General features: G+C 63.5%; 19 protein-coding genes and 1 pseudogene. 9 read left to right on the top strand and 11 right to left on the bottom strand.

Annotated features, from left to right (window positions below):
* Positions 1-140 precede the first annotated feature (140 nt).
* The 3 genes from QUE25_RS07100 to QUE25_RS07090 all read right to left on the bottom strand — a co-directional run bounded on the left by QUE25_RS07100 (position 141) and on the right by QUE25_RS07090 (position 3685).
* Positions 141-1868, bottom strand: coding sequence for a discoidin domain-containing protein (locus tag QUE25_RS07100; protein WP_286268433.1), 1728 nt, complete (start codon positions 1866-1868; stop codon positions 141-143).
* Positions 1850-2986 (bottom strand): ISAs1 family transposase, encoded by a 1137-nt coding sequence (locus QUE25_RS07095; protein ID WP_286264634.1) that lies wholly within the window; start codon positions 2984-2986, stop codon positions 1850-1852. The genes QUE25_RS07100 and QUE25_RS07095 overlap by 19 nt, the downstream gene beginning before the upstream one ends.
* Before the next feature lie 111 nt (positions 2987-3097).
* Complete coding sequence (locus QUE25_RS07090) at positions 3098-3685, bottom strand: PIG-L family deacetylase (protein ID WP_286268432.1); 588 nt, start codon at positions 3683-3685, stop codon at positions 3098-3100.
* Between the two features lie 190 nt (positions 3686-3875).
* On the opposite strand from QUE25_RS07090, the gene QUE25_RS07085 reads away from it, so the two are divergent.
* Entirely contained in the window at positions 3876-5375 is a 1500-nt protein-coding gene (locus tag QUE25_RS07085; protein WP_425332749.1) for an IS1634 family transposase, read from the top strand.
* A gap of 207 nt (positions 5376-5582) precedes the next feature.
* On the opposite strand, the gene QUE25_RS14825 is transcribed toward QUE25_RS07085, so the two are convergent.
* Positions 5583-9830: a DUF7402 domain-containing protein gene (locus QUE25_RS14825; RefSeq protein ID WP_425332748.1), complete on the bottom strand. Its 4248-nt coding sequence runs from the start codon at positions 9828-9830 to the stop codon at positions 5583-5585.
* Between the two features lie 125 nt (positions 9831-9955).
* On the opposite strand from QUE25_RS14825, the gene QUE25_RS07075 reads away from it, so the two are divergent.
* On the top strand, positions 9956-10540 hold the full coding sequence (locus QUE25_RS07075) for a hypothetical protein (RefSeq protein WP_286268430.1): 585 nt from the start codon (positions 9956-9958) through the stop codon (positions 10538-10540).
* A 211-nt stretch (positions 10541-10751) separates the two neighbouring features.
* Here the strand turns inward: QUE25_RS07075 and QUE25_RS14820 are convergent.
* The 6 genes and pseudogenes from QUE25_RS14820 to QUE25_RS07040 all read right to left on the bottom strand — a co-directional run.
* A pseudogene (locus QUE25_RS14820) lies at positions 10752-11168 on the bottom strand (transposase); the annotation flags it as partial.
* 268 nt (positions 11169-11436) lie between these two features.
* Positions 11437-11880, bottom strand: a complete 444-nt coding sequence (locus tag QUE25_RS07060; protein ID WP_286268429.1) for a GtrA family protein — start codon at positions 11878-11880, stop codon at positions 11437-11439.
* A 1-nt stretch (position 11881) separates the two neighbouring features.
* Positions 11882-14062, bottom strand: coding sequence for a hypothetical protein (locus tag QUE25_RS07055; protein WP_286268428.1), 2181 nt, complete (start codon positions 14060-14062; stop codon positions 11882-11884).
* 37 nt (positions 14063-14099) lie between these two features.
* Entirely contained in the window at positions 14100-15059 is a 960-nt protein-coding gene (locus QUE25_RS07050; protein ID WP_286268427.1) for a glycosyltransferase family 2 protein, read from the bottom strand.
* An 86-nt stretch (positions 15060-15145) separates the two neighbouring features.
* Positions 15146-16138: a dTDP-glucose 4,6-dehydratase gene (rfbB, locus tag QUE25_RS07045; RefSeq protein ID WP_286268426.1), complete on the bottom strand. Its 993-nt coding sequence runs from the start codon at positions 16136-16138 to the stop codon at positions 15146-15148.
* Positions 16135-16407, bottom strand: a complete 273-nt coding sequence (locus tag QUE25_RS07040; protein ID WP_286268425.1) for an acylphosphatase — start codon at positions 16405-16407, stop codon at positions 16135-16137. Before QUE25_RS07040 ends, rfbB begins: the two co-directional genes overlap by 4 nt.
* 86 nt (positions 16408-16493) lie before the next feature.
* On the opposite strand from QUE25_RS07040, the gene QUE25_RS07035 reads away from it, so the two are divergent.
* Together QUE25_RS07035 and mgrA are read left to right on the top strand one after the other, a co-directional pair.
* Complete coding sequence (locus tag QUE25_RS07035; RefSeq protein ID WP_286268424.1) at positions 16494-17699, top strand: L,D-transpeptidase; 1206 nt, start codon at positions 16494-16496, stop codon at positions 17697-17699.
* 69 nt (positions 17700-17768) lie between these two features.
* A complete protein-coding gene (gene mgrA, locus QUE25_RS07030; protein ID WP_286268423.1) occupies positions 17769-18833 on the top strand; it encodes an L-glyceraldehyde 3-phosphate reductase in 1065 nt (354 codons plus the stop codon).
* 91 nt (positions 18834-18924) lie between these two features.
* Here the strand turns inward: mgrA and QUE25_RS07025 are convergent, their stop codons facing one another.
* Complete coding sequence (locus QUE25_RS07025) at positions 18925-19767, bottom strand: alpha/beta fold hydrolase (protein WP_286268422.1); 843 nt, start codon at positions 19765-19767, stop codon at positions 18925-18927.
* Positions 19768-19942: 175 nt separating this feature from the next.
* On the opposite strand from QUE25_RS07025, the gene QUE25_RS07020 reads away from it, so the two are divergent.
* The 5 genes from QUE25_RS07020 to QUE25_RS07000 all read left to right on the top strand — a co-directional run bounded on the left by QUE25_RS07020 (position 19943) and on the right by QUE25_RS07000 (position 26924).
* Positions 19943-21895 carry a penicillin-binding transpeptidase domain-containing protein gene (locus QUE25_RS07020; RefSeq protein ID WP_286268421.1) on the top strand — a complete coding sequence of 651 codons (1953 nt, stop codon included), beginning with the start codon at positions 19943-19945 and terminating at the stop codon, positions 21893-21895.
* A 13-nt stretch (positions 21896-21908) separates the two neighbouring features.
* Positions 21909-22766 carry a mechanosensitive ion channel family protein gene (locus QUE25_RS07015; RefSeq protein ID WP_286268420.1) on the top strand — a complete coding sequence of 286 codons (858 nt, stop codon included), beginning with the start codon at positions 21909-21911 and terminating at the stop codon, positions 22764-22766.
* Positions 22767-22835: 69 nt separating this feature from the next.
* Positions 22836-23792, top strand: coding sequence for an EamA family transporter (locus QUE25_RS07010; RefSeq protein WP_286268419.1), 957 nt, complete (start codon positions 22836-22838; stop codon positions 23790-23792).
* Between the two features lie 143 nt (positions 23793-23935).
* Complete coding sequence (locus QUE25_RS07005; protein ID WP_286268418.1) at positions 23936-25441, top strand: CCA tRNA nucleotidyltransferase; 1506 nt, start codon at positions 23936-23938, stop codon at positions 25439-25441.
* Positions 25431-26924, top strand: a complete 1494-nt coding sequence (locus QUE25_RS07000; RefSeq protein ID WP_286268417.1) for an MFS transporter — start codon at positions 25431-25433, stop codon at positions 26922-26924. The genes QUE25_RS07005 and QUE25_RS07000 overlap by 11 nt, the downstream gene beginning before the upstream one ends.
* The last annotated feature ends 2 nt before the right edge of the window (positions 26925-26926 follow it).

Here is a 26926-nt window from a genome sequence, read left to right as displayed (position 1 = left end):
ACGATCGACGTGGACGGATGCGGCACCGCCCTCATTCTCGCAGTCTGTGAGCGTCGCTGACTACTCCGCGTCGCCACGGCGGCGTTTCCTGATGCCGCGGGTCTGCCGGCAGCTACGCGCGGAGATACCAAACGCTGCGGTTACTGGGAGGCGTAAACCTCGAGCTCGGCCAAGCCCACTTCATAGGTGGACGAGGAGACGGAATCGACCTTGAACTGAACGCTGCTGATCGTCTTGGGATCGAACGAGATCGTGGTGGCACTGCCATCGTTGTTCAGCTGGCCCACGGCGATCGTGGAACCGTCGGAGAAGACCAGGGTCCCCGAGAGCACCTGATCGTCAAGGTTCGGACGGTCGTACAGCACGATCTTGTTGACGGTCACCGCCGACGGCCAGGTCAGCGTGATCCAGCTGCCGGCCTTGCCGCGATCGGTGGCCCATTCCTTGCTGGAGTCGGCAGGGTAACCGGCGATCACCCCATCGACGGCCTTGGTGGCCTTCGACCCGGACTGCTGGGACGAGGCGGTCACCTTCACCGTGGACTGCCGCGCGACATTGGTCGCCGTGCTCGTCGCCGTGGTGCTCGGCGCGGTCGTCGTCGGGGCGGTCGTTGTCGGGGCCGTGGTGCTCGGCGCCGTCGTCGTCGGCGCGGTGGTCGACGCTGTGGTGCTCGGGGCGCTGGTGGTCGTGCTGGGTGCCGTGGTCGCGGTGGTTCCCCATGCCTCGAACTCGGCCAGACCCACGTTCTCGGTCTTGCTGGAGACCTTGGTGACCTGGAGCTGGACGCTGGTCACGGTCCGTGCGGTGAAGTTGATCGTCGTGGCGCTGCCATCGTTGTTCAACTGACCCACAGCCACCGATGACCCGTCCGAGAAGACCAGCGTTCCGGCGGTGATCCGGTCGTTGCTGTTGGGCCTGTCGTACAGCACGATCTTGCTCAGTGTCACCGGGGTGTCCCAGGTGAGTGTGATCCAGCTGCCGGCGCCACCCCCGTCGGTCGACCACTCGTTGGTGTCGTAGCCCGGATAGCCCTTCGCTACCCCGTCCACAGCCTTCTTGCCTTCCTGCCCGGAAACCTGGGACGACTGGGTCACCGTCGCACCCACCATGGCCAGATTGGACAGCGTCGACGAACTCGCCGACGACGACGCAGTGGACGACGGTGACGTGCTGGGCGAACTGGATGCTGAAGTACCCGTCACGGTGATCGTCACGGAATCCGTGGAGCTCGTCGAGCCGCTGGTGGCCGTCAGCTTGAAGACATAGCTGCCCGCTGCGGTGGGCGTGAACGTCGCGGTGGACGCAGTAGTACTGCTGAGCGTCACTGGAGGCCCGGAGGTCTGCGACCAGCTGTAGGTCAAACCGCTCACCCCGGTCGATCCCGTGCCGTTCAGCGTGACCTGGGTGCCTGCGGCAGCCGTCTGGTCGAGACCGGCGTTCGCAGCGGCGGCATCGCCGTTGATCGCGATCACGTACTGCCGTGCGAGCCAGCCACGTTGTTGGTACTCGCTGATATCGACCTCGTCATCGTATTTGGCGTAGGTCGTGAATATCGAGGTCTTGCGGGACAGATCGCTTGATGCAACATTGGCCGGCCAAGCGCCATTGAGCACGAAATCGCCGTAGCCCAGGTACGAGCTGAGGATGCAGTCGTTCTCGTAGTAACCGGTTGCGTCTCTGGCCAGGAAGGCCACCGAATGATGGTCGTAATGGTCCTGGTCGCCGCCGTAATAGGTCACATAGTCTTGCGTGCGTACCCAGGTGTAGTTGTTGGCCTGGATGGCGGCGAGCAACGAATTGCGCAATGTGGTCGAGGTATAGGACGCCAGGGCCCCGGAAAGGTCTTGTTTCAGCTTGTGAGGGCGCATGTGATGGCTCTTTCGGGGTTGCGGGCGTGGTGGCGTAGGGCGGTGGCGATGTTGTCCCAGCCGGTGAGTCGCAGGATCGAGATCGCGGTGTTGCGCAGGCTGGCCATGACATGGGCGGCGTGGCCGGTGCGGACGTGGGAGCGGTCTTCGTCGTAGGTGACGTCGCGGACCCAGTGCAGGGCGTTCTCGATCGACCAGTGCCCTTGGACCCAGGCGGCCAGGGTCGCCGGTGGCGCGTCGTGATGGTCGGCGGAGGTGATCAGGTACACCACCTCGACGGTCTTCTTCCCGTTCTTGGTGACTGTGCGGCGTAGCTGGGCGACCTGGGCCGCGCCGGTGAACTCCGGCCAGCCGGGCAGGGTGGGCGTCTCAATGACCTTGATGGTTCGCGTGGCGCGCCTGCCGTGGCCGTGCTGGGTCGAGGTCGATCCGACGGGCACCTTGTTCCAGGGCAGCGCTTTGAGCGCTGCCAGCAGGGTGGGGCGGTTGGCCTTGACGGTGAACACATAGTCCGCGCCGGCAGCGATGATGGCCTTGGCGGTGTCGTCTTGGGTGTGCATCGCATCGGCTGTGATCACGCATCCGGCCAAGTCAGCCGGGTCAAAGCCGGCGAGCAGATCCCGCACCGCAGGGATCTCATTGCTCTTCGCCTCGACCGCGTGCTGGCCGAGCACGACGCCTGTGGCGTGGTCGAGTGCGGCAATCAGATGCGGTGCGCTGCCCGCTTTGGAGCGTGCACCCCGCACCGTCTTGCCGTCGATCGCGACAACCCGACGGCCTGCGATGTGGCGGACCCGGCACCAGGCGAACACCGCCAGCGCAGCATCCAGAGCGGCCGCGTCGATCCGGGCGAACAGTTTGCGCAGTGTGGACTCCACCGGCGCGCGTTCCAAGTCGAGCCGGTCCAGGTGCCCAGCGTCGAGATCCAGCGCCCAGTCCCCGATCGCTGCGAACGAGCGCGCTCCGGCGAGCACCGCACACACTGCGACGGCGAGCATCCCGGCCAGCGGGTAGCGGACCCCGCGTGGGTCTCGGGGATCGGGAACATGGTTCAAGGCGGTCATCAGGTCACCGGCGCGTTCGATCCTGCTCGCGCCGACTGTCGGGGAAGATGGCATCGGCGGGTGTGGTCCTGGGTCGGGGAAGGTTGTATGGCAACTCCCATCCCAGCCCCACAGGCCACACCCGTCCCACACGCCACGCCGGTCACACCCCCACGTTCTCCCAAGTCACAGGCCCATCAACCGACCTTTCCGGGGCCCTGTATAGGACGCGCTGCCGTCCACCGCGGTGACCTTCGAAATGGCTCCGGTGAGCAGGCGGTAGAGGCTCTGATATCCCTGGGCAGCTGATCCGGTCCCCAGCGGGAAGCCGTCCGGCAGGCGCATGAAGATCAACGATACGTTCGGCGCGTTCTTGAGGGTACGCATGCGAACCGACTTGCCGGCCAGCGAGATCGTGCTGGTCGTCCACGAGTTGGAGACGCCGGCCGCTTGGGCCCAGGCGGCCTCGGCGCCCGATTCGCGTGACTGCCAGTAGTCGTCCTCGTAGCCGCTGTCGCCCGCTGTCACGTAGACGGTGCGTACGCACCGTCCCTGGTCGACGTCACGCAGGATGTCGGGGCTTTGAAACAGCAGGTCGTCGTCTTGATGCGCGATGATCTGAATCGCTCCGCCGCTGCAGCTGGTGCCGATGACATCGGCGGAGGCCTGTGCGGCGAAGGTGAACTGCGCGGCCCCCAATACCAATGCCAGGGCCGACACTGCAGACAGCCACCGCCTGACGAAGGCCCGACCAGTTGCTTTTCCCGTCTTCATCTTTCTCCTGCCTGAGTGACTTATCGCAGGCATTCAGGCAGGGATACTCCGCCTAAAAACCGGGCAACACCGCCGACCGTAACACCTGACTTGGCTCATGGTGGCTGGTTTTCGTGTTGATCATGGATCTGGCTAGGTGTGTCGGGTTGGGGGTTGCGCACTAAGTGGTGGGGGTTTCAGGCTTGGTTTCGTGGCGTATGTGCGGACGGTGACCACGGGGTCGGGGGCGACGGCTGTTCAGATCGTGTGGAAGTCGGTGCATGGTTCCCGCGATATCGAGCATGTGGGTTCTGCGCATAGCCCGGCCGAGGTCGAGGTGTTGAAGGCGGCCGCGGTACAGCGGATCGCTGCCGGGCAGGACCCGTTGCCACTGGACCAGCCGGCTGCTGGCGGTGGGCCGGGGATCCAGGTGGTAGGGATGAGGATGGGTCTGCTGCTCGACGCGATCGCCTGCGTTTATCGCCGGATGGGCCTGGATCAGGCCGCTGGTGGGGATGCGGTTTTCGAGCAGTTGGTGACCGCCAGGATCATCGAACCGTCATCGAAGTTGGATGCTGCCCGGGTGCTGGAAGAAGCAGGCGTCCAGCCCGTCTCGTACCCGACGCTGAAACGCCGGCTCCCTACGTACGCTGAACCAGAGTTCCGTCACCGCTTGTCAGGGGCTGTTTCGGTACGGTCTGATCTCGGCCCTGCCGCCCTGGTTTTATATGATGTGACGACGTTATGGTTCGAGACCGATACTGGTGACGGGTTCCGTGAGCCCGGCTTCAGCAAGGAACGACGCCTGGAGCCGCAGATCACGGTCGGGTTGTTGACCGATGCGACCGGTGCCCCGTTGATGATCGAAGCGTTCGAAGGGAACCGGGCCGAAACCAAGACGATGATCCCGCTGATCCGAGGGTTCGTGGCGGCCCACGGGATCGCTGATGTGGTCGTGGTCGCCGACGCTGGGATGATGAGTGAGCAGAACCTGAAAGATATCGAGGATGCCGGCTGGTCGTTCATCGTGGGAGGGAAGATCCCGGAGATCCCGTATGCGATCAGCCAGTGGCGCAAACACCATCCGGACGCTGAGCCGCCCGATCAGCTCGTGGTGTCACAGAAGCTGGTGCACGGCGTGAAGGCCGATACCCGGCATCGGAGCGTGTATTTCCAGTACCGGGCCGCCCGTGCCCGCCGTACCCTGCACGGTGTCGACCAGCAGCTCACGAAAGCCGCGAACGCGGTCGCGGGGAAAGCCCCGGTGAAACGCAACCGGTTCATCACCTTGTCCGGGGCACGTCCGTCAATCAACCGGGAACTGGAGACCAAAGCCCGGACGCTGGCCGGGTGGAAATCGTATGTGACCAATCTTGATCGGCCGGCGGAGTTCGTGATCGGCGCGTATCACCAGTTGTGGCATGTCGAACACGCGTTCCGGATGTCCAAGAGCGATTTGAAAGCCCGCCCGGTCTACCACCATAAGAAGGAATCGATCGACGCTCACCTGGCCGTCGTGTTCGCTGCGCTGGCCGTCAGCCACCACATCGAACAAGCCACCGGCTGGACCATCAAACGCTTCGTGCGTACCTTCCGTCAATACCGCGACGTCACCCTCACGGTCGCCGGCCAGACCATCACCGCGAGCCAACCCATCCCCGCCGAGCACACCGACACCCTCACCAAGATCAACAACTCAGATGCGCACTAAAATGAGCCAAGTCGGGGATACTCCGCCTAAAAACCGGGCAACACCGCCGACCGTAACACCCCGGCATTTGTGGAAGCTGTGCAGACAGGTGCTCTCGCGGGATTCACATCACCAGCACAGGAATCCACAGCAAACGCCAAGAATCCCGGGGTTCCGCGCCAGCAGGCACGATACCCCGGGATTCTTCAGCAGATATGGAATCCGGACCTAGCTCGAGAAGACCTCGAATTCTGCCAGGCCGACTTCGTAGGTGCGGGTGGAGACACTGTTGACAGTGAACTGGACACTGGTGATCGTCTTCGGATCGAAGGTGATCGTGGTGGGGCCACCGGCGTTATCCAATGCGCCCACGGCGATCGTGGAGCCGTCCGAGAAGGTCAGCGTGCCCGACAGCACCTGGTCCTCGAGGTTCGGACGGTCGTAGAGCACGATCCGATTCACCGTCACCGGGGACGACCAGGCGAGCTTGATCCAGCTGCCCGCCTTGCCGCCATTGGTCGACCATTCCTTGGTCTCATCGGTCGGATAACCCGAGATGACGCCGTCGATCGCCTTGGTGCCCTGCGACGTCGACAACTGGGACGACTGAGTCACCGTCACACCTGATTGCCGTGCCACGTTGGTCGAAGCGTTCTGCGCCACGACGACGCTGACCGAGTCGGTCGCGCTCGCCTTGCCGTCCGAGACCGACAGGTCGAAGACGTAGGTTCCGGCAGTGGTCGGGGTGAAGGTGGGCTTGGCCGTGGTGGCCGCAGCCAGCGACACGGTGACAGGTCCACCGGTCTGCGTCCACGCGTAGCTCAGCGAATCACCCGGATCGAGATCACTCGAGGCCGAACCATCGAGGGTCACGAGCTTGCCGATCGAAGCGTAGATGTCGGGCCCGGCGTTGGCCACCGGCTCCCGGTTCGCCGCGGGCACCGTGGAGATCCCCCAGGCTTCGAACTCGGCCAACCCGACATTCTGGGTGGCAGATGACACCGACGTGATGTTCAGCTGGACGCTGGTCACCGTACGTTCGCTGAAGGTGAAGGTCGTCGCCGATCCATTGTTGGTCAGCGATGTCACCGGCACCGAGGTGTTGTCCGAGAAGACCAGCGTGCCGCCCGTGACGCGGTCGTTGGTATTCGGCCGGTCATAGAGCACCACCTTGCTCAGCGTCACCGGATGATCCCAGGTCAGCTTGATCCAGCTGCCGGCCTTGCCGCCGACGGTCGACCACTCGTTGGCATCGAAGCCGGGGTAGCCCTTGGCGATGCCGTCAATGACCTTCGTGCCCTCCTGGCCGGTGGCCTGGGAGGACTGAGTGACAGTCACTCCCGCCTGCCGCGCCACATTGGTGGGCGTTGGCGGGGCATCGCTCACCGTGACGATCACCAGATCCGTGGACGACAGTCCGGCACTGGTTGCGGTCAGCCGGAACGTGTACGAGCCGGCCGCAGTGGGCGTGAATGTCGGCTTGGCGTCGGTCGCATTCGACAACTGCACCGTTTCACCGGCCGTCTGGGTCCACTGGTAGCTCAACGTGGAACCGCTGTTGGGGTTGGTGGTGCCAGTGCCATCCAGGGTCACCGTGGTGCCCTTGGACACCGACTGATCCGGACCAGCATTCGCAACCGGTGCCTGCGCCGCAGGTGTGCTCAGGGTCACGCTGACCGTATCGGTTGCGCTCAGCCCTGCAGCAGTCACCTTGAGCTGGAAGGTGTACTGGCCGTCGGCGGCACCGGTGAAGGTCGGCTTGGCGGTGGATGCACCCGCCAGCGTCACCGGCGTGCCCCCGGTCTGCGTCCACTCGTAAGCAAGAGTGGTGCCCGCGTTCGGGTTGCTTGAGGCCGAGCCATCAAGAGTGACCTGGGTGCCGGTATTGACTGTCTGGTCGGGTCCGGCATTGGCCACCGGCGCCACCGGAGCGGTCACCGTGATCGTGACGGTGTCGGTTGCGGTCAGCGAACCATTCGAGACGGTCAACTGGAAGACATAGGTGCCCGCACTGGTCGGCGTGAATGTCGGCTTCGCGACCGTCGAGGACGACAGAGTCGCGCCCGGGCCCTGAGTCTTCGTCCACTGGTAGCTCACCGTGCCGCTGGGCACGCTCGACTTCGAGCCGTCGAGGGTCACCAGCGTGTTGCTGAGAACCGACTGATCCGGCCCGGCATCGGCCACAGCTGCCACGGAGCCATAGACCTCGAACTCGGCCAAGCCGGTCTCATAGGTCGTTGACGACACCGAGTTGACTGTGAACTGAACCCAGGTGAAGCTCCTGGCCGGGAAGGTGATGGTGGTCGCACCGCCGGCATTGTCCAGCTGACCGACGGAAGCACTGCTGCCATCGGAGAACGTCAGCGTGCCAGACAGAACTTGATCGGAACTGTTGGGACGGTCATACAAGACGATCCGATCAGAGGTCACGGCTGACGGCCAAGTCAGGCGAATCCAGCTGCCAGCCTTACCGCGGTTAGTCGACCATTCCTTGGTCTCGTCGTTTGGATACCCCGAGATCACTCCATCAATGGCCCGGGTGCCAGGCGAGGCCGTTAGCTGAGTTGACTGAGTAACCGACACACCTGTCTGAAGCGCGAGGTTCACCTCGTTGCCAGAAGCCACCCTGATAGTGACAGTGTCGGTGGAAGTCTCGCTGCCACTCTTAACGGTGAGCTCGAAAACGTACTCGCCAGTCTGGGTCGGGGTGAAGGTCGGGTTCGCGACCGTTGAGTTCGATAGAGTCGCGGGCGGGCCCGACTTCTTCGACCAGGAATAGGTAAGCGCATCGCCGGTTGAGCCAGATCCATTTAACGTGACCAGAGTATTGATCACTGTGGACTGATCTGCTCCTGCATTGGCGTGCGCCCCCGTAAGAAGCTCGCCAAAAACCTGCAATTCAGCGAGGCCAGCATTCCTCGTGGTCGATGAAACACCGTTGATAGTGAAACGAATGCTCGTGGTCACCTTGTTTGAAACACTCACCGAAGTCGCACCGGAGTTCGCTAGCTGGCCAACCGACACCGTGCTGTTATCGGAGAATGTGAGAGTGCCTCTGGTCACCTGATCATCACTGTTCGGCCTGTCATAGAGGACAACCTGATCAACAATCACCGGCGCAGGAAAGTTCAGCTGAATCCAACTTCCGGCCAGACCGCCGTTGGTGGCCCATTCCTTGGATGAGTCACTGGGATATCCAAGCACGCTCCCATCACGCACGGCAGATGCCGACTGACCTGATGTCTCAGAAGACGCGGTAGCGGTGACCCCCGGAGCGAGCGCCAAGTTCGTACCGCCATTGGTAGCCGACCCATTCACCGTCACTGTAACGTCGGCGGTTGACGTCGCGCCGCCACCGGTCACTCTCAGCAGGAATGTATATGAGCCCGCTGTCAGCGGTATGAACGACGGCGTCGCAGAGGTTGTACTACTTAGCGCAACGGTCGGACCACTTATCTGTGTCCAGGCATACGAGAGCCCGTACACTCCGAAAGAGCCCGAGCCATCCAGGGTAACCAGGCTTCCGGCATTCACCTCTTGGTCCAGGCCAGCGTTCGCTGCGGAGGTGCTGCCAGCAATATTGTTCACATACTGGCGTTGAAGCCAACCGTAATTCCAGTAGGTATCCCAATCAATTTCGTAGTCGTAGTCGGAGTAAGCAGCAAAAGCAGCCTCCTTGCGATCGAGATCTGTCCCGCTAACATTTGACGGCCACATGCCACCAATTCGGAACTCTCCATATCCGACATAGCTGCTGAGTACCACATCGTACTCATAGGCCTCCATGACGTCTCGGGCCGTGTACGCGACCGAATGGTGGTCATAGTGATCCGAATCTTGCCCATAGGAAGACACATAATCCTGAGTACGGATCCAAGTGCTGTTGTTACCGCGCACCGCATCGAGCAGGGCATTGCGCAAGGTGGATGGGGTATATGAATTGCTGCCGTCAACCGCAGAAATGGAGCTGATCGCTCCCGACAGCAGCCGGTAGAGACTCTGATATCCGTATGATGCCGACCCGGTTCCCAACGGGAAACCATCTGGCAGACGCATGAAGACCAGCGAGATGTTTGGAGCGGCAGTGAGGGTGCGCAGCCGCACAGACTTGCCAGCAAGCGAGATGGTGCTTGTCGTCCACCTATTGGCAACGCCAGCCATCTCGGCCCAGGCAGCCTCGGCCCCCTTCTCACGAGACTGCCAGTAGCTGCTGCCTTGGCTGGCATCGCCGGCGGTAACAAAGACCGATCGGATACAACGGCCAGCATCAACGTCCCGGAGGATGTCGGGGCTCTGGAAGAGAATGTCATCGTCCTCATGAGCGATGATCTGGATAGATCCACCCGAGCACCCCACCTTGTCAGCCGCCAGGGCCTTGGGAATCGTGAACACCCCCAGGCTCGTCAGCAGGATAGCGAGCGCCGTGAACCACGCCCAGCGCTGCCAAGTGGTCTTCTTCTCTACGACTTGACTCATCGTGGCCCCTGGCCGAGGATCTCTGATCTGAAATAATGCGACATCCCAGCTCGCCCTCAGACAAGCGTGGAATACTGGGGCATCGTAGCAAGTTTGGGCTTCGGCTCCAACACTAGGAGGATGCTGTGGGTAGCAATGCCGGGCGCAAGCGTTTTGTGATCATCGGCGCGATCCTGATCGTTGTGATCGGGATTGTTGTCCTGCTTCTCGTTCGGAACGGCAGTTCGTCTTCGCCGGCACCTTCAGTCACTGCCAGCTATCCAACCACACCTCCTCCGAATACACCACACACCACCACCTCTGCTTCTCCCACCCCACCCACAGCCACCGATCTGGACAGCTACGTGCCTGAAAGCTTCGCCGGATACACCTGGGAGGCCACCGCGGAAGACCCAGTTGCTATCGAGGCGGGAGCAATCGACGCAACCACCGGAGCCTTCCAATCCAGCGACGAAACTATCCTCTCGAGCTTTGCTGAATGGAATACTGCCGAAGAAGCCGCAGCATTTGCGCAGCAACGCGGGATAGATGAGAACCCCGGCCAGACACCGCTGGTCGACGACAGCATCAGCGCCGGTGCTGGTCATTATTGGTACTACGTAGTCGACGACGACACCGGGCTGATCTACTGGTATTTTGGCAGGTTCTCGGGCCGAATGACCGGTGATGCCTACTCCGTCCAAGAGTTCTTCCTTGGGTTTCCCCGCTGATGAGCTTGACCTGACACTCTAACCTCGATCTTTCATCGGGTGGGGTTGGGTCGTTGTGACGGCTTGAGGATCACCGTGTTGGTCTGATTGTGCTGGGTGGGTGTGACAGTTTCCGGATGTGGCTCCGGTGGACCCGCCTCAACATCCCCCTCGCAAACGCCTACCGCGAATACCTCAACACCGCTTGACATCCATAGGAGCATCACGCTCGTCTCGACACCGTCGGGTCGGACGCGACCCGGCCATACACGGCCGGTTCGGCCCGCAACAGCCCGACGTCGGCCAGACAGTCCCCACCCAGCGCCAGACTGATCGCCAGATCCATGATGATCTTGCCCGGGTCATGGACCGCGAACGGTTTACGCCATGGTGACAGCACCCCCGACAACCCGGCGGCCAGGCCCGATACCAGCGCCGCCCGGGTCAGCAGCATGCCTCCGGCCTGCCCGTCCGTCCCGCGGGACAGCGCCCGACAGCCACAGCCCCGACACCAGGGGTCCGGCTCGGCGATCCGGCACTCAATCACCGCCCGATCCCGCGAAAGGCACTGTCCGACAGCTTGAAGGCCCAGTTCGTCGAGGCGGCAGAACACCGTCAGATCAGGGGACGCGAAGGTAGCGTGGTGCACGTTGAGGTCTTCCGGCAGATGGTGAGCGTGAGAACTTCCATCATCGGGAGACCTCGACCCCTACCCGGGCACCAACGCGCTCAACCACCTACCCCCTCAACTGCGAAGAGCCGATAAACAACGCTACGATGCATCTTGAAAGTGCTTCCTTGCTCGGGACGATCACGACTTAGACACTCGTATTATCCCAAGCCGGAAGCACTTTCTCCGTCTACGACTCGCCTTCAGCCCTCACCCCAATGAAAGCGCGAGGCTAGACGAGGGGACCTCAGCCCTTAGTCTCGCTCGCGTCTTTGACTGCGGCAGAGACCTTGCTTTGCGGGTACACCCAGAACTTCATGATCGGAAAGTTCCACATCGTCATCGCCACGGTGGATACCACCTTGCCCACCAGGTACAGATCTAGGAAATAGTCAAACGCCTCGACAATCGCCGAGGTCAGCACCATATTGACGACCAGTAAGATGCCGTAGCGCAGGGCGGAGTTGCCGACGTTGAGGTCCGCGCTGAAGGTGAACTTCCTCTGAAGCGTGAAACTGTAGAGGGTGGCCACTATATACGAAAACGCCGCAGCCAGCCAAGCGGGCAAACCTAGACCCGATCTCAGCGCCCACAGCATGCCGAAATCGAGCAGGAACGCAGACCCACCCACTAGCCCATAACGAACAACTTGTCGGAGCACGGGAGGTGCCTTTTCAATCAGTGAGTTCATCTCACCCACTGGCTTCAACTCGACGCGGTCGCGACCCCCGGGCCACGACGATCCCTTGCAGAACCGCTCCGAGGACAGCAACCACCAACACCGGCACAGCTACCCGATAGCCGGGCACTGTGTAGTTGAGGCTCAGCTCAGCATCGACCAACCCGGCGGGCAGATCCAGCCGCACCAGCCCCACCGAGTTTGTGATCACGGGTATCTCAGTGCCATTCACCGTAGCCGTGTAGCCCGGCCAAGCCAGCCGCGCGAACGTCAGGGAACCGCTGGCTCCGGCAGTTGAGACCGTCAAGGCTTCGCTGGTATAGGTTGCGGGCGCAGAAGAAGTCACCGACACACCATCAGTCACAGATAGCCGTGAATCCGGCCATTCCATTGGACTCTCGCGCGCAAATAACGTCACCCACTCATTGGATTCAGTCATGCGCCAACCCGCCGGTAGCTCGAAGCGTGAAACCTCCGGAACCAATTCGTTTTGGACAACGACCGTGTTCATCCCGAGTGCATCCACGAGAAGAACTCCACCTGCATCAGCCACGGGCGAAAAAGCAGTATCAAGAGCCGCAGGGCAGGTGGACCCCTGATACTTCAAGCACAAGGCTTCCATAAACTCGTTGAAGCCCAGCCCGGTATAGCTGGCGGTGCTCTCAACCCCGGAAGCAGCCGGCGTGGTGCCGAACAGCAACCATCGACCCGCTTCATCAAGGGTGTCTGGGGGAATGAGGTCCATTTCTGCGATCTGCAGAACAGGACCTCGAACGTTCTCACGGTAGTCAGCCCGGATAGCAGAGCTGGACGGGGCGTGCCACTGTGTGAGGTCGGCATTGAACGGAACCCAAGTGATTTGGAGCCCGAGGGTGAGCAGCGTCCCACCTATCATCACTGCAGGCAAAAGGCGCTCCAGCTTTAACATGACAACGACCATCAAGCCGATCAATGTGACTTGTACGATCAGGGCGACAAGATGGCGCTGCAGCAAATCATGTCTCATCAGGAGCGCGATGATGGTCCCGACAACGGCGATTAGCATGCTTCCCGAGGCCCGAAGCTTCCAAGCACTCGTTCGCACACCTTCTGACAGCACCACAGCAATGATGACAAAGAGCGCCAGCCACAGATATTCCAACAGCCGGACCGGCCATCGGAAGAGCCAGATTTGAGAAGGACCCAGAACCAGTAGCAGGTAGATGCCGAAAACAAGCCACAATCCGCCCATCTGCTTCGCTTTGAGTCGGAATGTCGACCAACTAAGCCACGGCAGGATTGGCAACAAAAACCACGCCGAATAGAGACTCGGTACGGATGTGCCTTGGTAGCTCCACACGATGTTCGGTAGCATGCTCGAAGTAGAGGTCGCCATCAGCATCAAGGTGTCCGGTGACAGGACACCATTGTTTATGATGCCTTGGCTGTCGCGCCAGCCCACTCCGGAGCTGAGCACCAACGGCAAGTAGGCCACCAAAGCGCAGGCGCCCACCAGCCCCCCCATCAACACCAGCTTCCAAAGCGCTCTGTACTGCCTGTACAACAAGGCCTCGAACGCGAGGCCGATCAACACGATGACCGCCGACAGCGCGCCATAGGGGCTGCCATTGGTGATCAACAAGTAGCCGAAGACGAAGCCCACAAAAGGGTTAAACCGTCCGTTCAAGACACGACGGGCAGCCCACCAAAACCACGCGGTCCACACTGTTGCGAGCAAGCTCGCGATCCAGGTGGCTGTGTCGAAATAGAGCGTAAACCCAGCGAAGGGCAGCGCGATGGCGACCGCAGCCGCTAGCCATTCCTTGGCACCATACTCCCGCGCAAGCAGGAATGCGCCCATCGCCAGCATGACTTGCCAGAAAGCCTTTACCACGAAGGCAGCCACAGCCAAGTCGGGAAGCTTGGCCACGACCATCATCATCACTAGGTTGACTGGATTCCACAAGCCGAACTGAGCCTCGGCAGACCAGTTCCCACCTGTCCAAATATCCGGACGCATGGTCGGCCACGTACCAGACCACAGATCTTGGCCCACCGCATACCAGGTCGGCAAGAATGCCGACGCAGAGTCATCCCAATAATAGAAGTAGTTCGTGCGCAAGTAGACCGCTGTTGACCCAATCATCACCGCAACAACCACTACAAGCGGCGCCAACCAACTATGCTGCTGCCGCAAGAAACGTCGGCCACTCACGACACAGACACCTGCCCCATTCTCAACAACCTCAGCCTCAATGCGTCAACTCCCCGGGATGTCCAGCAGGCAACTCCACACCGCCGTGTTCGGCCACGATAAACGGCGGGCGCCCCTTCACTTCGTAGTAGATACGGCCGACGTACTCACCAAGTACGCCGAGTACGATCAGCTGAATTCCCCCGAACAGGCTAACCGCAGCAATCGTGGTGATGTATCCCGGGGTTTGCACGCCAGCAACGACCGCGGCAATGGTCAAGTAGATCACGTAGACGAACGAGAGTCCGGTAAGCACCAAACCTAGATAGATGGCCAGCCGCAGTGGAGCGTTGTTGAACGACATGATGCCGTCAATGCCGTAGTTCAGCAGGCGACCCATCGACCAGCGGGAGGCGCCGCCGCCGTAGCGCTCCTGATTCTTGTAGTCGATCGTGTAGCGAGGGAAACCGACCCAGGAGAACAGCCCCTTGGAGAAGCGGTTGCTCTCCCGCATCGCCAGCAGCGCGTCCACGGCCCGGCGGGACAGCAGCCGGAAATCGCCGACGCCGTCTTCCATCGGCACGTCGACCAGCTTGTTGACCAACCGGTAATACAGCCTCGACAAGGCGGTACGGAAGGCCGGATCACCGTCACGGGTGCGGCGCGCCACGACCTGGTCGTACCCCTCGCGGTAGTGCTCGATCATCTCGTTGACCAGCTTGGGTGGATGCTGCAAGTCGGCGTCCATGATGACGACCGCATCGCCCTTCGCATAGGTCAGGCCCGCGTGCATCGCGGCTTCCTTACCGAAGTTGCGGCTGAAGCTGACGTACTTGACTCGTGAATCGCGTTCGTTGTGCTCCTGCATCAGCTCCAGCGTGCGGTCACGGCTTCCGTCGTTGACCAGGACCAGCTCGAGTTCGACATCGGGGGCGTCGATAGCCTTGAAGACCTCTGCGACCAGCGCGTCGAGCACCGACTCTTCGTTGTGGCACGGCACCACGACAGACAACAGCATGGGCAGACCTTCCACCGGGGGTTTTGATGCTTCCCGGACGCGGCAACGTCCACACTAGGCTAGCACGCGGCTCACAGGTGGCCCGGTTAGACTCGGCTGTCTTCGGGTGATGGCCGCCACCACTGCCGATTGTCCCGGTACCACCCGATAGTCTCGCACAGCCCCGCTTCGAAGTCCGCATGACGCGGACGCCAACCCAGCTCGTCGCGCAGCTTGGACGCATCCAGCGCGTAGCGCAGATCGTGGCCGGGCCGGTCGTCCACCAAGTCGTAGGCGTCGACCGGCCGGTCCATCAGCCTCAAGATCAGCTCCATGACCTCTTTATTTGTGTGTTCCCCGTCGGCACCGACCAGATAGGTCTGGCCGAGCTGTCCTGACTCGAGAATGCGCAGCACCGCCGCGCAATGGTCGTCTACGTGGATCCAGTCACGGACATTGCGGCCGTCACCGTACAGTCCCGGGCGGCCCCCATCGAGGATGGCGGTGATCTGATGTGGAATGAACTTCTCGATGTGCTGACGCGGACCGTAGTTGTTCGAGCAGTTGCTGATCGTCGCCCGCACCCCGAAACTGCGCACCCAGGCACGCACCAGATGATCCGAACCGGCCTTGGACGCCGAGTAGGGGCTGGACGGCCGGTAGGGCGAGTCCTCGGTGAACCTGCCCGGATCGTCCAGCGCCAGGTCGCCGAAGACCTCGTCGGTCGAAATGTGGTGATAGCGGACGTCGTGAGCCCGGACGGCCTCCAGCAGCGCGAAGGTGCCAGCCAGATTCGTCGAGATGAACGGCTCGGGGTCGGCCAGCGAGTTGTCGTTGTGCGATTCAGCGGCGAAATTGACGACCGCATCCACCCTGGTCACCAGCTCATTGACGAGCGCTCGATCGCAGATGTCGCCGCGCACGAACTCGACCCGATCGTCCGGAAGCCCGCGAAGCGACGCCCGGTTACCCGCGTAGCTGAGCTTGTCGACCACGATCACCCGCTGGTCGGTGTGCAAGATCGCGTGGTGGACGAAGTTCGACCCGATGAAACCCGCTCCCCCGGTGACCAGAATCGCGCCCTGCACGGCCGCGCTCACCGGACGAAGAAGTCGGACATACCCAGCGGCGAATGCTCGGTGACTTTGCAGTGCCGCACGCTCGCCCAGGCGGGACCCTCATGCAGCCACTCGACCATCTTGGCCACCGCATCCGCCGGGCCCTCCACCCATGCCTCGACCGAGCCATCGTGAAGATTCCGTACCCAGCCTGCGACGCCGAGCGCCGTTGCCCGGTCCAGGGCCGACCACCGGAAACCGACGCCCTGGACGCGTCCGGTCACCACTACCTGCACCGCGCGCTGAGTCATGCATCCATGATGACAACCCCATCGTGGTCTGACTACAAGGCTCTTACCAACGATGACCTAAAATGGCAACGACGTTTGGAGGTTCCATGACAGCATCCCCGCTTCAGCTGACTCGCCGGACCGCGCTGGTGGGTGCGGCGGGCCTCACCCTCGCCGGATGTGCCGACGGTGTCGGCGGTTCTTCGGGTTCGGACAGCCCCTCGGCGCCTCAGGACGCGCAGCCGACCGCTAACGGCAACAGCGAGGCGGTCATCACTGTCAGCTCTGCCCATGGTCTGGACGCCATGTGGCCGAACGAACCGCTGGACATCTCCGTTGAGAACGGCACGATTTCGTCGGTGAAGGTGACCGATGCGTCCGGCGCCGAGATCCCCGGCAAGGTGGCGGGCAGCCAGTGGACGCCCGATCGTGGCACCCTGCTGCCGCGAGCGACCTACTCGGCCGAGGTCACCGCCCAGGATTCGAAGAAGCGTGAACAGGTCTCGACGGCAGCCATCAGCACCGTCAATCCGAACCTGGTCATCGAGGTGGATTTCCGCTACGCCGATGGAACGGTGATCGGCAACGGCATGCCGATCTGGGTGCGTTTCGACATGCCCGTCAACGACGACCAGCGCGCGGCCATCGAGAAGACGGCGTCCGTGGTGACCAGCCCGGTGCAGGAGGGCTCCTTCGGCTGGGTCGACGGCACCACGCTGTACTGGCGTCCGAAGGAGTACTGGCAGGCGGGTTCGACGGCGCACGTCGAGGTGAAGGCCGGCGGGCTGCCCGCCGGAGACACCTGGATTCTTGCCGATTCGCAAGCCGACTACGTCTACGGCGATCTGCGCGTCATGTACACCGATATCGACAATCACGCGCTGACCTGCTACCAGAACGGTGCAGTCGTCAACACCATTCCGGTGAGCTGCGGCAAGCCCGGGATGGAAACGATGACCGGTACCAAGGTCATCATGGACAAGCAGAGCCCTGTCGTGATGGACTCGGAAACCTTCGGGGTGAACAACGAGTCTCCGGAGGGCTACAAGCTCAACGTATATTTCGCGCAGCGGATCACCTGGTCGGGTGAGTACTTCCACGCAGCACCCTGGGCGGACTACGCGCACGGCTACCAGAACGTCAGCCACGGCTGCACCGGTATGAGCGATGCCAACGCCCAGTGGCTGTTCAACTTCACCCTGATCGGCGATCCGGCAGAATTCGTCGGCAGCACCTTCCCGGTGCAGGCCTATCAGACGATCGGCTGCTGGACCTACAGCTGGGAGGATTGGCAGCTGCAAAGCGCCTTGTGATCGGCTGATCGTGGGCGCTGCGCCGATGGGCTCGGCGTCGCGGTTTCAGGTCTCCGCCACAATGGTGACATGCTCACTGACGGAATCGCCTACCAGGCAGACCCGGCCCGCTATGACGGGTCCATGATCTATCGCCGCTGCGGGCGCTCGGGGCTTCTGCTGCCAGCCATCTCGCTGGGGCTGTGGCAGAACTTCGGCGACCTTCATCCGGCCGGAACCCAGCGCGAGATCGTGCGCGCCGCCTTCGACGCCGGCATCACGCACTTCGACCTCGCCAACAACTACGGGCCGCCACCCGGCCAGGCGGAAATCAACTTCGGCGAGCTGTTGCGCACGGATCTGGCCCCCTACCGCGACGAACTGGTGATCTCGACCAAGGCCGGATACGACATGTGGGCCGGTCCGTACGGGGCGGGCGGTGGTGGACGCAAGTATGTGCTCTCGTCGCTTGATCAGTCGCTGCGCCGTCTTGGTCTCGACTATGTCGACATCTTCTACTCGCATCGCTTCGATCCGCAGACCCCGCTCGAGGAGACCATTTCCGCGCTCGACCACGCCGTCCGCTCGGGCAGGGCGCTGTACGTGGGCATCAGCAGCTACTCGGCCGAACGCACCCGCCAGGCGGCCGAGATCGCCCGCGAGCTCGGCACGCCACTGCTCATCCATCAGCCCAGCTACTCGATGATCAACCGCTGGATCGAGCAGCCCTCGCCGTCGGACGGAACGCTGATCGAGCAGGCATCGAACCAGGGCATGGGCATCATCGCCTTCAGCGCCTTGGCCCAGGGCCTGCTGACCGATCGCTATCTGGGTGGCGTGCCCACCGACTCGCGGGCCGCCCGTGGTGGCTCGCTGCCGTCCGACACGCTGACCGATCAACTCGTGTCGCGGCTGCGTTCGCTCAATGCCATCGCGCAGCGGCGCGGCCAGTCGCTGGCCCAGCTGGCGATCGCCTGGGTGCTGCGCGATCAGCGGGTCACTTCGGCACTGATCGGGGCGTCCAGTGTGAAGCAGCTGGAGACCTCGCTGGGCGCACTGCAGAACCTGACCTTCGCCGACGACGAGCTCGCCGAGCTCGACAGCTACGCGGTGGACGCGGGCATCAACCGCTGGGCCGCCTCGTCCAACAGCTGACCATCGCTCCCGCTCAGCGGCTGCCAGACGCGACATCAGCCGCGGCACCCGGTAGCTGGCACTGCTTCCGGCAGCCGTTGCGCAGGGGAGGTCAGGCCAGGAACTCCAGCAGGGCGGACGAGACGTCGTCCGGATGAGAAGCGAGCAGACCGTGCGGCCCGAAGGCGAGCGGCCGGAGAACCGCCTGCTTGACGAATTGCGGCATGCGGGCACCGCTTGCTGCGAACGGCACGATCTGGTCGCCCTCGCCGTGGATGACCAGGGTCGGAATGTCGAGCTTGGCGAGATCGGCCCGGAAATCGGTCAGCCACAAGGGGATGCAGGCGGCCAGCGCATTGACGTTGGCCTGCTGGGCGATGCCGATCGAGGCGTCGATCTGCTGCTCGGACACCACCAGACGGGTCCCGCCGTCGGCGGTGGGAATCGAGTAGAAGTTGGTCAAGAACCCGGTGAGGAAGTCGACGGGATCGGCCAGTAGACCGGACTGCATCTCGGCGGCGGCGTCCGGGGTGAAGGCGCCATCCGGGTTATCGGCCAGCGTCGCGTCAAGACAAGGGGTGATCGCGCCGACGAAGCAGGCGGCGGTGACCCGCGAGGTGCCGTGGTTCGCGATGTAGCGCGCCACTTCGCCGCCACCCATCGAGAAACCGACCAGCACTGCGTCGACCACATCGAGCCGGGTGAGCAGTTGATCCAGGTCCGAGGCGAAAGTGTCGTAGTCAAAGCCCGATCCCGGTTTGCCGGAGCGCCCGAAACCGCGGCGATCATAGGCGATGATGCGGTAACCCGCCTCCTGCAGGGCAGGGGTCACCCGATTCCAGGAAGCCTCGGAGGCCGGCCAGCCGTGAATGAAAACAATCGGCCTGCCCGGACCCTTGGAGTCCCGGTAGTAGATCTCCGTGGCATGGCTTCCGCTGGTCGTCACGATTGGCATGGACTACCTCCTTGGATCCGACTCGCTTGATCACGATTGTGTCACAGAGCCCGCGCCCCCGCGCTCCCGAACTTCCCGCGCTCCAAATCTGAAGATGCGCCCGATATATCGGGCGCATCTTCAGATAGTGGGCGCGGGAACGGGACTGTTCCGAGACACGCTCTAGGCTCGGGGCATGCGGCGACCGAACCAGAACAGGCCTCGACGGCTGATCATGATCCTCGCCCTCGCGATGGTGTTGACCGGATGCAGTGTCGGGCTGTTCAAACCCCAGCCGTCACCGGGAGGTGAGGACGCCGCCGGCCGGCTCGCTGCCGCCCTGGCGAACGGCTCCATCGATGATCTGCCCCTCGTTGACCACGACCGTGCGGTTCTCGACTATCAGCAGGCGACCGGCGCCCTCGACGGGCTGCTTCCCGAGGTCGAGGTGACATCGGTCGACTATGCCGACTCCGGAACCGAGGCCACCGTCCAACTCAGCCAGCGCTACGTCTTCACCCAAGGCCAATGGGCATTCACCTCCACGGCTCAGCTGACCTACGCCGAGGATCACTGGCAGGTCGATTGGGCGCCGAGCGTCGTGCACCCCGAACTCACCGAGACGACCCGGCTCTACGACGAGCGCACCACGCCTCGCCGCGGCTCCATCATCGGCGCTTCGGGCATGGCCATCGTCGAGGACCGGCCGGTCTACAAGGTCGGCATCGACAAGACCAAGGCCGACGAATCCCAGTGGGAATCATCGGCCCGGGCGCTGGCCCAGCTGATGGACATCGACGCCGACTCCTACGCGCAGCAGGTCGCGGCCTCCGGGCCGCAGGCGTTCGTGCTGGCGATCACGGTCCGTGAGGGCCAGGTGCCGGCACAGATCGACACCATCGCGGGCGCGGTGGCACTCGGCACGACACTGCCGCTGGCGCCGTCCAGCACCTTCGCGCGCGGCATCCTGGGCACCGCCGGTGAAGCCACCGCCGAAGACATCGCCGCCGGCGACGGCCAGATCATCGAGGGCGACATCGTCGGTCAGTCCGGCTTGCAGCAACTGCACGATACCGAGCTGCGCGGCCTGCCCGGCCACGCCATCAGCATCATCGCCCGTAGCCAAAGCCAATTGGAGAAGCTCCCGCCGCAAGCTGAGGGGACGCCGTCGACAGCGTCCAGCAGCCCCGGCGCTACCCCCAGCCCGACCGGCCCGGCGATCACCAACAAGCTGCTCTTCTCGGTCGCACCCGTCAACGGCACCTCACTGCAGCTGACGATGGACATCGACCTGCAACGCAAGGCTGAGGCCATCGTGGCGCCCCACACCGACAACCTGGTGATGTTGGTCGTCCTCGACAGGGCGACCGGCGGAGTGCTGGCCGCCGCCGATTCACCTGCCGCGGGCGTCCAGTCGTTCTCGACGACCGGTGGCTATCCGCCGGGCTCGACGATGAAGCTGTCCACCTCGCTGGCGCTGATCCGGCAGGGCTATACGCCCGATTCGCTGGTCAACTGCTCGCCAACGGCCACCATCAACGGGCGAGTCTTCTCCAATCACCCGGCGTACCCCACCTCGTTGATGGGCATGGTGCCGCTCAGCACGGCGGTGGCCGCGTCCTGCAATACCGCCTTCCTCAACGCGTCCACGCAGATCTCCAGCCAGGAGTTCACGAGTGCGGCCGCCAGCCTCGGGCTGGGCGTCGACTACGACACCGGCTTCGGGGCGTTCTACGGCTCGGTGCCCATGGTCGATGATCCGGTGGAGCATGCCGCCGGGATGATCGGGCAGGGCCAGGTGCTGATGTCGCCGCTGGCGTTGGCCGCCGAGGCGGCGTCGGTGGCCAACGGACACACCACCATTCCCTACCTCATCGAGACCCAGCAGCCCACCTCGACCGCGCAGCCGCTGACCACCGACGAGGCCGCCAAGCTGCGCGACCTCATGCAGCAGGTGGTCTCCCGCGGTACCGCGATGCAGATGATCGGCATCCTGGAAGGCGCGAAGACCGGCACCGCCGAGTTCGGGGACGCATCCCAATCGCACAGCTGGATCGTCGGCTGGAACGACCAGTATGCGATCTGCGCCATGTCGTATAACGGAAACCAGGACGACAAACAAGCCGTCATCGACTTCATTACCGGCTGATCAGCGAGCGGACATGACTTTCACCTGGCCAGATACCCTCATCGATATCGCCGTCATCGCGATCCTGTCGCTGGTGCTGCGCGGCGTCCTGAAACGCCTCATCAACCGCTGGGTCAAGATGAGCAATCGTCCGAAGGATCAGGGCGAGAATCTCAGTCAGCGAGCGGCCGCGGCCCTGTCGAAGGCCGGTAGCTTCGACAACAACCGGCAGATTCACCGCACCCGGACGCTCGCCACGATGCTGAGCTCGATGCTGGACGCACTGATCGGCCTGGTCGCCGTCTTCATGATTCTGCAGACGCTCGGACTCAACATCATGCCTGCACTCGCGTCGGCCGGCATCGGCGGCATCGCCTTGGGCTTCGGCGCGCAGAGCCTGGTCAAGGACGTCATCTCCGGCATCTTCCTGATGCTGGAGGATCAGCTGGGCGTCGGTGACTACATCGACGTGGGCGAGATCAGCGGCACAGTGCTGTCACTGGCCTTGCGGGCGACCCGCATCCGCGACGACAGCGGTGAGATCTGGTACATCCGCAACGGTGAGATCGTCACCCTCGGCAACCGGACGCAGGGTTGGTCGTCCGGCACTGTTGAGATACCGGTCAACCCCAACGAGAACCCCCAGACCATCCTCGGCCTGCTCGTCGGGGTCGCGAAGGACCTCGATGAGGACGAACAGTGGCACGAGCAGATGCTCGAACCACCCACCGTGCTTGGGCTCACCAGGTTCGAGGCCGGGCAGGCCATCTATGCTGTGGTGGTCAAGTGCCCGGGCAACAAGCAGTGGGCACTGGAACGCGAGGTCAGGACGCGCGCCGTCAGCGCCCTGCAGGCAGCCGGCATCAAGGCGATCCTGCCCACCCTCGCCTGACGCAGACGGCCTCCCGGCGGTCTGCACGGCGGCCTGCCGGCGTGCCGAGCGACAGAGACCACGGAGCAGATGACCGACCAACCCGACCCCGACCAACCCAATGCACCCATTTCCCATGAACTGGCGATCGGCTGCGCACTGGCGTCGGTGATCTGCGTCGAGACCGGCGCCGCGGTCGGCAAGGGCCTGTTCGACATCGTGCCGGCCCTGAGCGTGGCCTGGCTACGGTTCGTCTTCGCGACCATTGTGCTGGTCGGTCTGCAAGTCCTCGGCGCGGCGGTCCGTGGCGCCCGGCACCAGGGGCCTCGGTCACGGACTCGGCTGACCCGCCGCACGATGCTCGCGCTGGCCGGGTATGTGATCGCTCTGGTCACCATGAACACCACGTTCTATCTGGCCATCCGGACGATTCCGCTGGGCATCGCGGTGACCATCGAGTACCTCGGCCCGCTCGCGGTGGCCATCATCGGCTCACGGGGACGCCTCGATCTGTTGTGGGCTGCACTTGCCGGGCTGGGCGTGGCGCTGCTCGGCTTCCGGCCCGTCAGCCTCGACCCCGTCGGTCTGGCCCTGGTGCTCGCGGCTGCCTGCTGCTGGGCGGGCTACATCGTCCTGGGTGCCCGGGCCCGCCAGTACTGGCGCGGCTCCGACCTGGTGACGATCGCGTGTGCGTCCGGCGCGCTCATGCTGGCCGTGCCCGCCATTCATGTCGCCGGCGATCCGCTGTGGACGCCGGGCGTGCTGGCCATGGGCCTGGTGGTCGGGGTGTTCAGTTCGGTGCTGCCCTACCGGCTCGACATCATCGCGTTGGGGCGCATCTCACCGAACATCTTCGGCATCCTGCAGGCGCTGGCCCCGGCGGCGGCCGCGCTGGCGGGCTGGATTCTGCTGGGTGAGTTGCTGGGCGCCACCGACTGGGTGGCGCTGGTTGCGGTCGCGGTGGCGTCGGCCGGTGCGACGATCACCTCGAGCGCGCGTCAGCACCACCGGCTGGGTGGCTCCACCCCGGGCCATCGCCCGCACTGACTGTTCCCGCGCCCGGAATCCGAAGCCGCGCGCGATATATCGGGCGCAACCTCAGATTCTGGGCGCGAGAAGCCCCAGCGGCACGGGAGCGCCGGGGTAGGCCGCGGACGATTCACGGCGGCCAACCGTCTACACTGGCTAAAATGTCCAACGTCAGCCGCGCCCAGTCAACTGCCTTGGCGTCCCTTCTTCCGGCCAGCCCCATCATCACCGAATTGGGCCGGGCGTTCACCGCAGCCGGTCACGAGCTCTACCTGGTGGGCGGTTCGGTGCGCGACGCCCTGTTGGGCACCTCGGGTCACGACCTCGACTTCACCACATCAGCGCGGCCCGATGAGACCCAGCGACTGCTCAACGAGATCAGCGACGCCGTGTGGGATGTCGGCCGCGACTTCGGCACCATCAGCGCACTGGCCAGGCGCGGCGACCACGAATGGCTGATCGAGGTCACCACCTTCCGCGCGGATTCGTACCGCAGCAGTTCCCGCAAGCCCGAGGTGGTCTATGGGCTGAGCGTCGAGGATGACCTGATGCGCCGCGATTTCACCGTGAACGCGATGGCCCTCGATGTGGGCTGCGGCGACCTGGGCGATTGGCGTTTCGTGGATCCCTACGGAGGCCTGACCGATCTGGCCGAGCGCACGCTGCGCACCCCGAGCACCCCCGAGATCAGCTTCGGCGACGATCCGCTGCGCATGATGCGTGCCGCACGTTTCGCTTCCCAGCTGGATTTCGAGATCGACTCGGCGGCCAGGCAGGCCATGACCGAGATGGCTGATCGCATTACGATCATCAGCGCCGAACGGGTGCGCGACGAACTGAGCAAGCTGCTGTTGACCGACTCCCCGCGTGCCGGACTCGATCTGCTGGTGGCCACCGGAGTCGCCGGCATCGTGCTGCCAGAGCTACCCGCGATGCGCTTGGAGCGCGACGAGCATATGCGTCACAAGGATGTCTATGAGCATTCGCTGATCGTCTTGGAACAGGCGATCGCGCTGGAGAAGTCCCGCGACTTCATCGACGGGCAACCCAACCCGAATCATCAGCCCGATCTGATCGTCCGGCTGGCGGCGCTGCTGCACGATATCGGCAAGCCGGCCACCCGCGGCTTCGAAGACGGCAAGGTCACCTTCCATCATCACGACATCGTGGGTGCCAAGATGGCGCGCAAACGGCTTCGGGCGCTGCACTACTCCAAGGAGACGACCAACGCGGTCAGCGATCTGATCGCCTTGCACCTGCGCTTCCACGGCTATGCGGAGGGGTCTTCCGGCGGCGCGTCCAGCGGTTGGTCCGACGCTGCCGTGCGCCGCTATGTGCGCGATGCCGGCGATCAGCTGGAGCGGCTGCACATCCTGACCCGCAGCGACTGCACGACGCGCAATGTGCGCAAGGCCGAGCGGCTGCGGCGCGCCTATGACGAATTGGAGTTCCGGATCGACGAGCTGGCCGCCGCCGAAGAAATGGATGCCATGCGTCCTGATCTGGACGGCAACCAGATCATGGCCCTGCTCGGCATCGGGCCGGGGCCGGAAGTCGGCCAGGCCTACCAGTTCCTGCTCGGCCGGCGCATCGAGGAGGGTCCGTTGGGTCCGGAGCGCGCCGCCGCGGAACTGCAGCAATGGTGGGGGAGCCGCGATGAGCGGTGAATCCGATCCGCCCGACGACGAGTCCATCATCCGCGTGCCGGGCACCGACCGCGTCTTTCATCGCGGTCGGATGCTGGTCGTCCTACTGTCGATTCTGGCGATGACCATGATGGCGATCAGCGCCATCAACGTGGCCCTGCCGAGCATCGAGTCGAGCCTCGGTGCTTCGAACTCCGACGTGCAGTGGATGTTGTCGGGCTACGCGCTGGCCTTCGGCATGGTGCTGGTCGCGGCCGGGCGCACCGGCGACGTTCTGGGACGAAGCTCGGTCTTTCTCGCTGGGGTCGCGCTGTTCACCGTGGCGTCGCTGATCTGCGCAACGGTCCATGACCCGATGTGGATGAACGCGATGCGGATCGTCCAGGGAGTGGGCGCGGGCATCTCGACCCCGCAGGTCAACGGGATGATCGTCCAGTACTTCAGCGGCCAACAGAGAGCCTGGGCGTTTTCACTGTTCGGCCTTGTGGTATCGGCTTCGGTAGCGATCGCCCCGCTGCTGACCGGGCTATTGATCAACTCGCTCGGTCCCAATGCCGGCTGGCGGGCGTCGTTTCTGTGGAACGTGCCGATCGGAGTCCTGACCATCATTCTCGGCTTCCGCTGGCTGCCGTTCGGACCCGAGCGGGAACGCCGGCTCGCCAAGGAACGCGGCGATTTCGTACCGGTGGAGCTCGACCTGGACCCGGTGGGAATGGTCCTGCTCTCGCTGACAGTGCTGGCCGTGATGCTTCCGTTCATGCTGCACCAACGAGTCGGCTTCCTGCTGCTCATCGCGGTGCCACTGCTGGCGTGGTCGTGGGTCTGGTGGGAACGCAATTACGAGCAGGCCGGGCATCAGCCGATGGTCAACCTGAGACTGTTCGGCATCCGGTCGTTCACCCACGCCACTCTCATCTCGGGACTGCAGTTCCTCGGTGCGACCTCCACGTTCGTGGTGATCGCCCTGCATCTGCAGAGCGGTCTGGGTGCCGCCGCGGTGATGGTCGGGATGGTCGGGCTGCCCAACGCGGCCGCCACGGCGGTTGCGTCGCTGTGGAGTGGGCGTCACGTCATCACGTCCGGCCGGAAGATCGTCATCGGGGCCTTCAGCTGTTCGATCGTCGGGCTGCTCATCGCCATCGTCATGTCGTGGAGCATGGACGGCGATGCTCCGCCGCTGCACTACATGTGGCTGGCGGTGCCCCTGATCTTGTACGGCCTCGGCGTCGGCGCCGTCAACACCTGCAATCAGGCGCTCAGCCAAGAAGATATCCCGGCCAACATCGGCGGTACTGCCGGTGCCGTGAAGCAGGTGGCCGAGCGCATCGGAACTGCGGTCGGAAACGCGATGATCACCGCTGTGCTGTTCTGGGTCCTGCCGGTCAGCTGGACGGCGGGGTTCAGTGCTGCCATCGGTGTCATCGTCGCAATCCAGCTGATCGCCTTGGCCTTCGCGATCGTCGACCTGCGGATCCTCGGCGACGGCCGAAGTCTCAGAACCTAGGA

This window comes from Brooklawnia propionicigenes, from assembly GCF_030297015.1.
Taxonomy (GTDB): Bacteria; Actinomycetota; Actinomycetes; order Propionibacteriales; family Propionibacteriaceae; genus Brooklawnia; species Brooklawnia propionicigenes.
Note: the sequence above shows the minus strand (reverse complement) of the source record. Positions and strands in the feature narration are given on the sequence as shown.

Excerpts from the sequence above, each read along its gene's own strand:
- QUE25_RS07100 (WP_286268433.1), bottom strand. The coding sequence starts at position 1,868 with ATGCGCCCTCACAAGCTGAAACAAGACCTTTCCGGGGCCCTGGCGTCC.
- QUE25_RS07095 (WP_286264634.1), bottom strand. The coding sequence starts at position 2,986 with ATGCCATCTTCCCCGACAGTCGGCGCGAGCAGGATCGAACGCGCCGGT.
- QUE25_RS07090 (WP_286268432.1), bottom strand. The coding sequence starts at position 3,685 with ATGAAGACGGGAAAAGCAACTGGTCGGGCCTTCGTCAGGCGGTGGCTG.
- QUE25_RS14825 (WP_425332748.1), bottom strand. The coding sequence starts at position 9,830 with ATGAGTCAAGTCGTAGAGAAGAAGACCACTTGGCAGCGCTGGGCGTGG.
- QUE25_RS07060 (WP_286268429.1), bottom strand. The coding sequence starts at position 11,880 with ATGAACTCACTGATTGAAAAGGCACCTCCCGTGCTCCGACAAGTTGTT.
- QUE25_RS07050 (WP_286268427.1), bottom strand. The coding sequence starts at position 15,059 with ATGCTGTTGTCTGTCGTGGTGCCGTGCCACAACGAAGAGTCGGTGCTC.
- QUE25_RS07040 (WP_286268425.1), bottom strand. The coding sequence starts at position 16,407 with ATGACTCAGCGCGCGGTGCAGGTAGTGGTGACCGGACGCGTCCAGGGC.
- QUE25_RS07035 (WP_286268424.1), top strand. The coding sequence starts at position 16,494 with ATGACAGCATCCCCGCTTCAGCTGACTCGCCGGACCGCGCTGGTGGGT.
- mgrA (WP_286268423.1), top strand. The coding sequence starts at position 17,769 with ATGCTCACTGACGGAATCGCCTACCAGGCAGACCCGGCCCGCTATGAC.
- QUE25_RS07025 (WP_286268422.1), bottom strand. The coding sequence starts at position 19,767 with ATGCCAATCGTGACGACCAGCGGAAGCCATGCCACGGAGATCTACTAC.
- QUE25_RS07020 (WP_286268421.1), top strand. The coding sequence starts at position 19,943 with ATGCGGCGACCGAACCAGAACAGGCCTCGACGGCTGATCATGATCCTC.
- QUE25_RS07015 (WP_286268420.1), top strand. The coding sequence starts at position 21,909 with ATGACTTTCACCTGGCCAGATACCCTCATCGATATCGCCGTCATCGCG.
- QUE25_RS07010 (WP_286268419.1), top strand. The coding sequence starts at position 22,836 with ATGACCGACCAACCCGACCCCGACCAACCCAATGCACCCATTTCCCAT.
- QUE25_RS07005 (WP_286268418.1), top strand. The coding sequence starts at position 23,936 with ATGTCCAACGTCAGCCGCGCCCAGTCAACTGCCTTGGCGTCCCTTCTT.
- QUE25_RS07000 (WP_286268417.1), top strand. The coding sequence starts at position 25,431 with ATGAGCGGTGAATCCGATCCGCCCGACGACGAGTCCATCATCCGCGTG.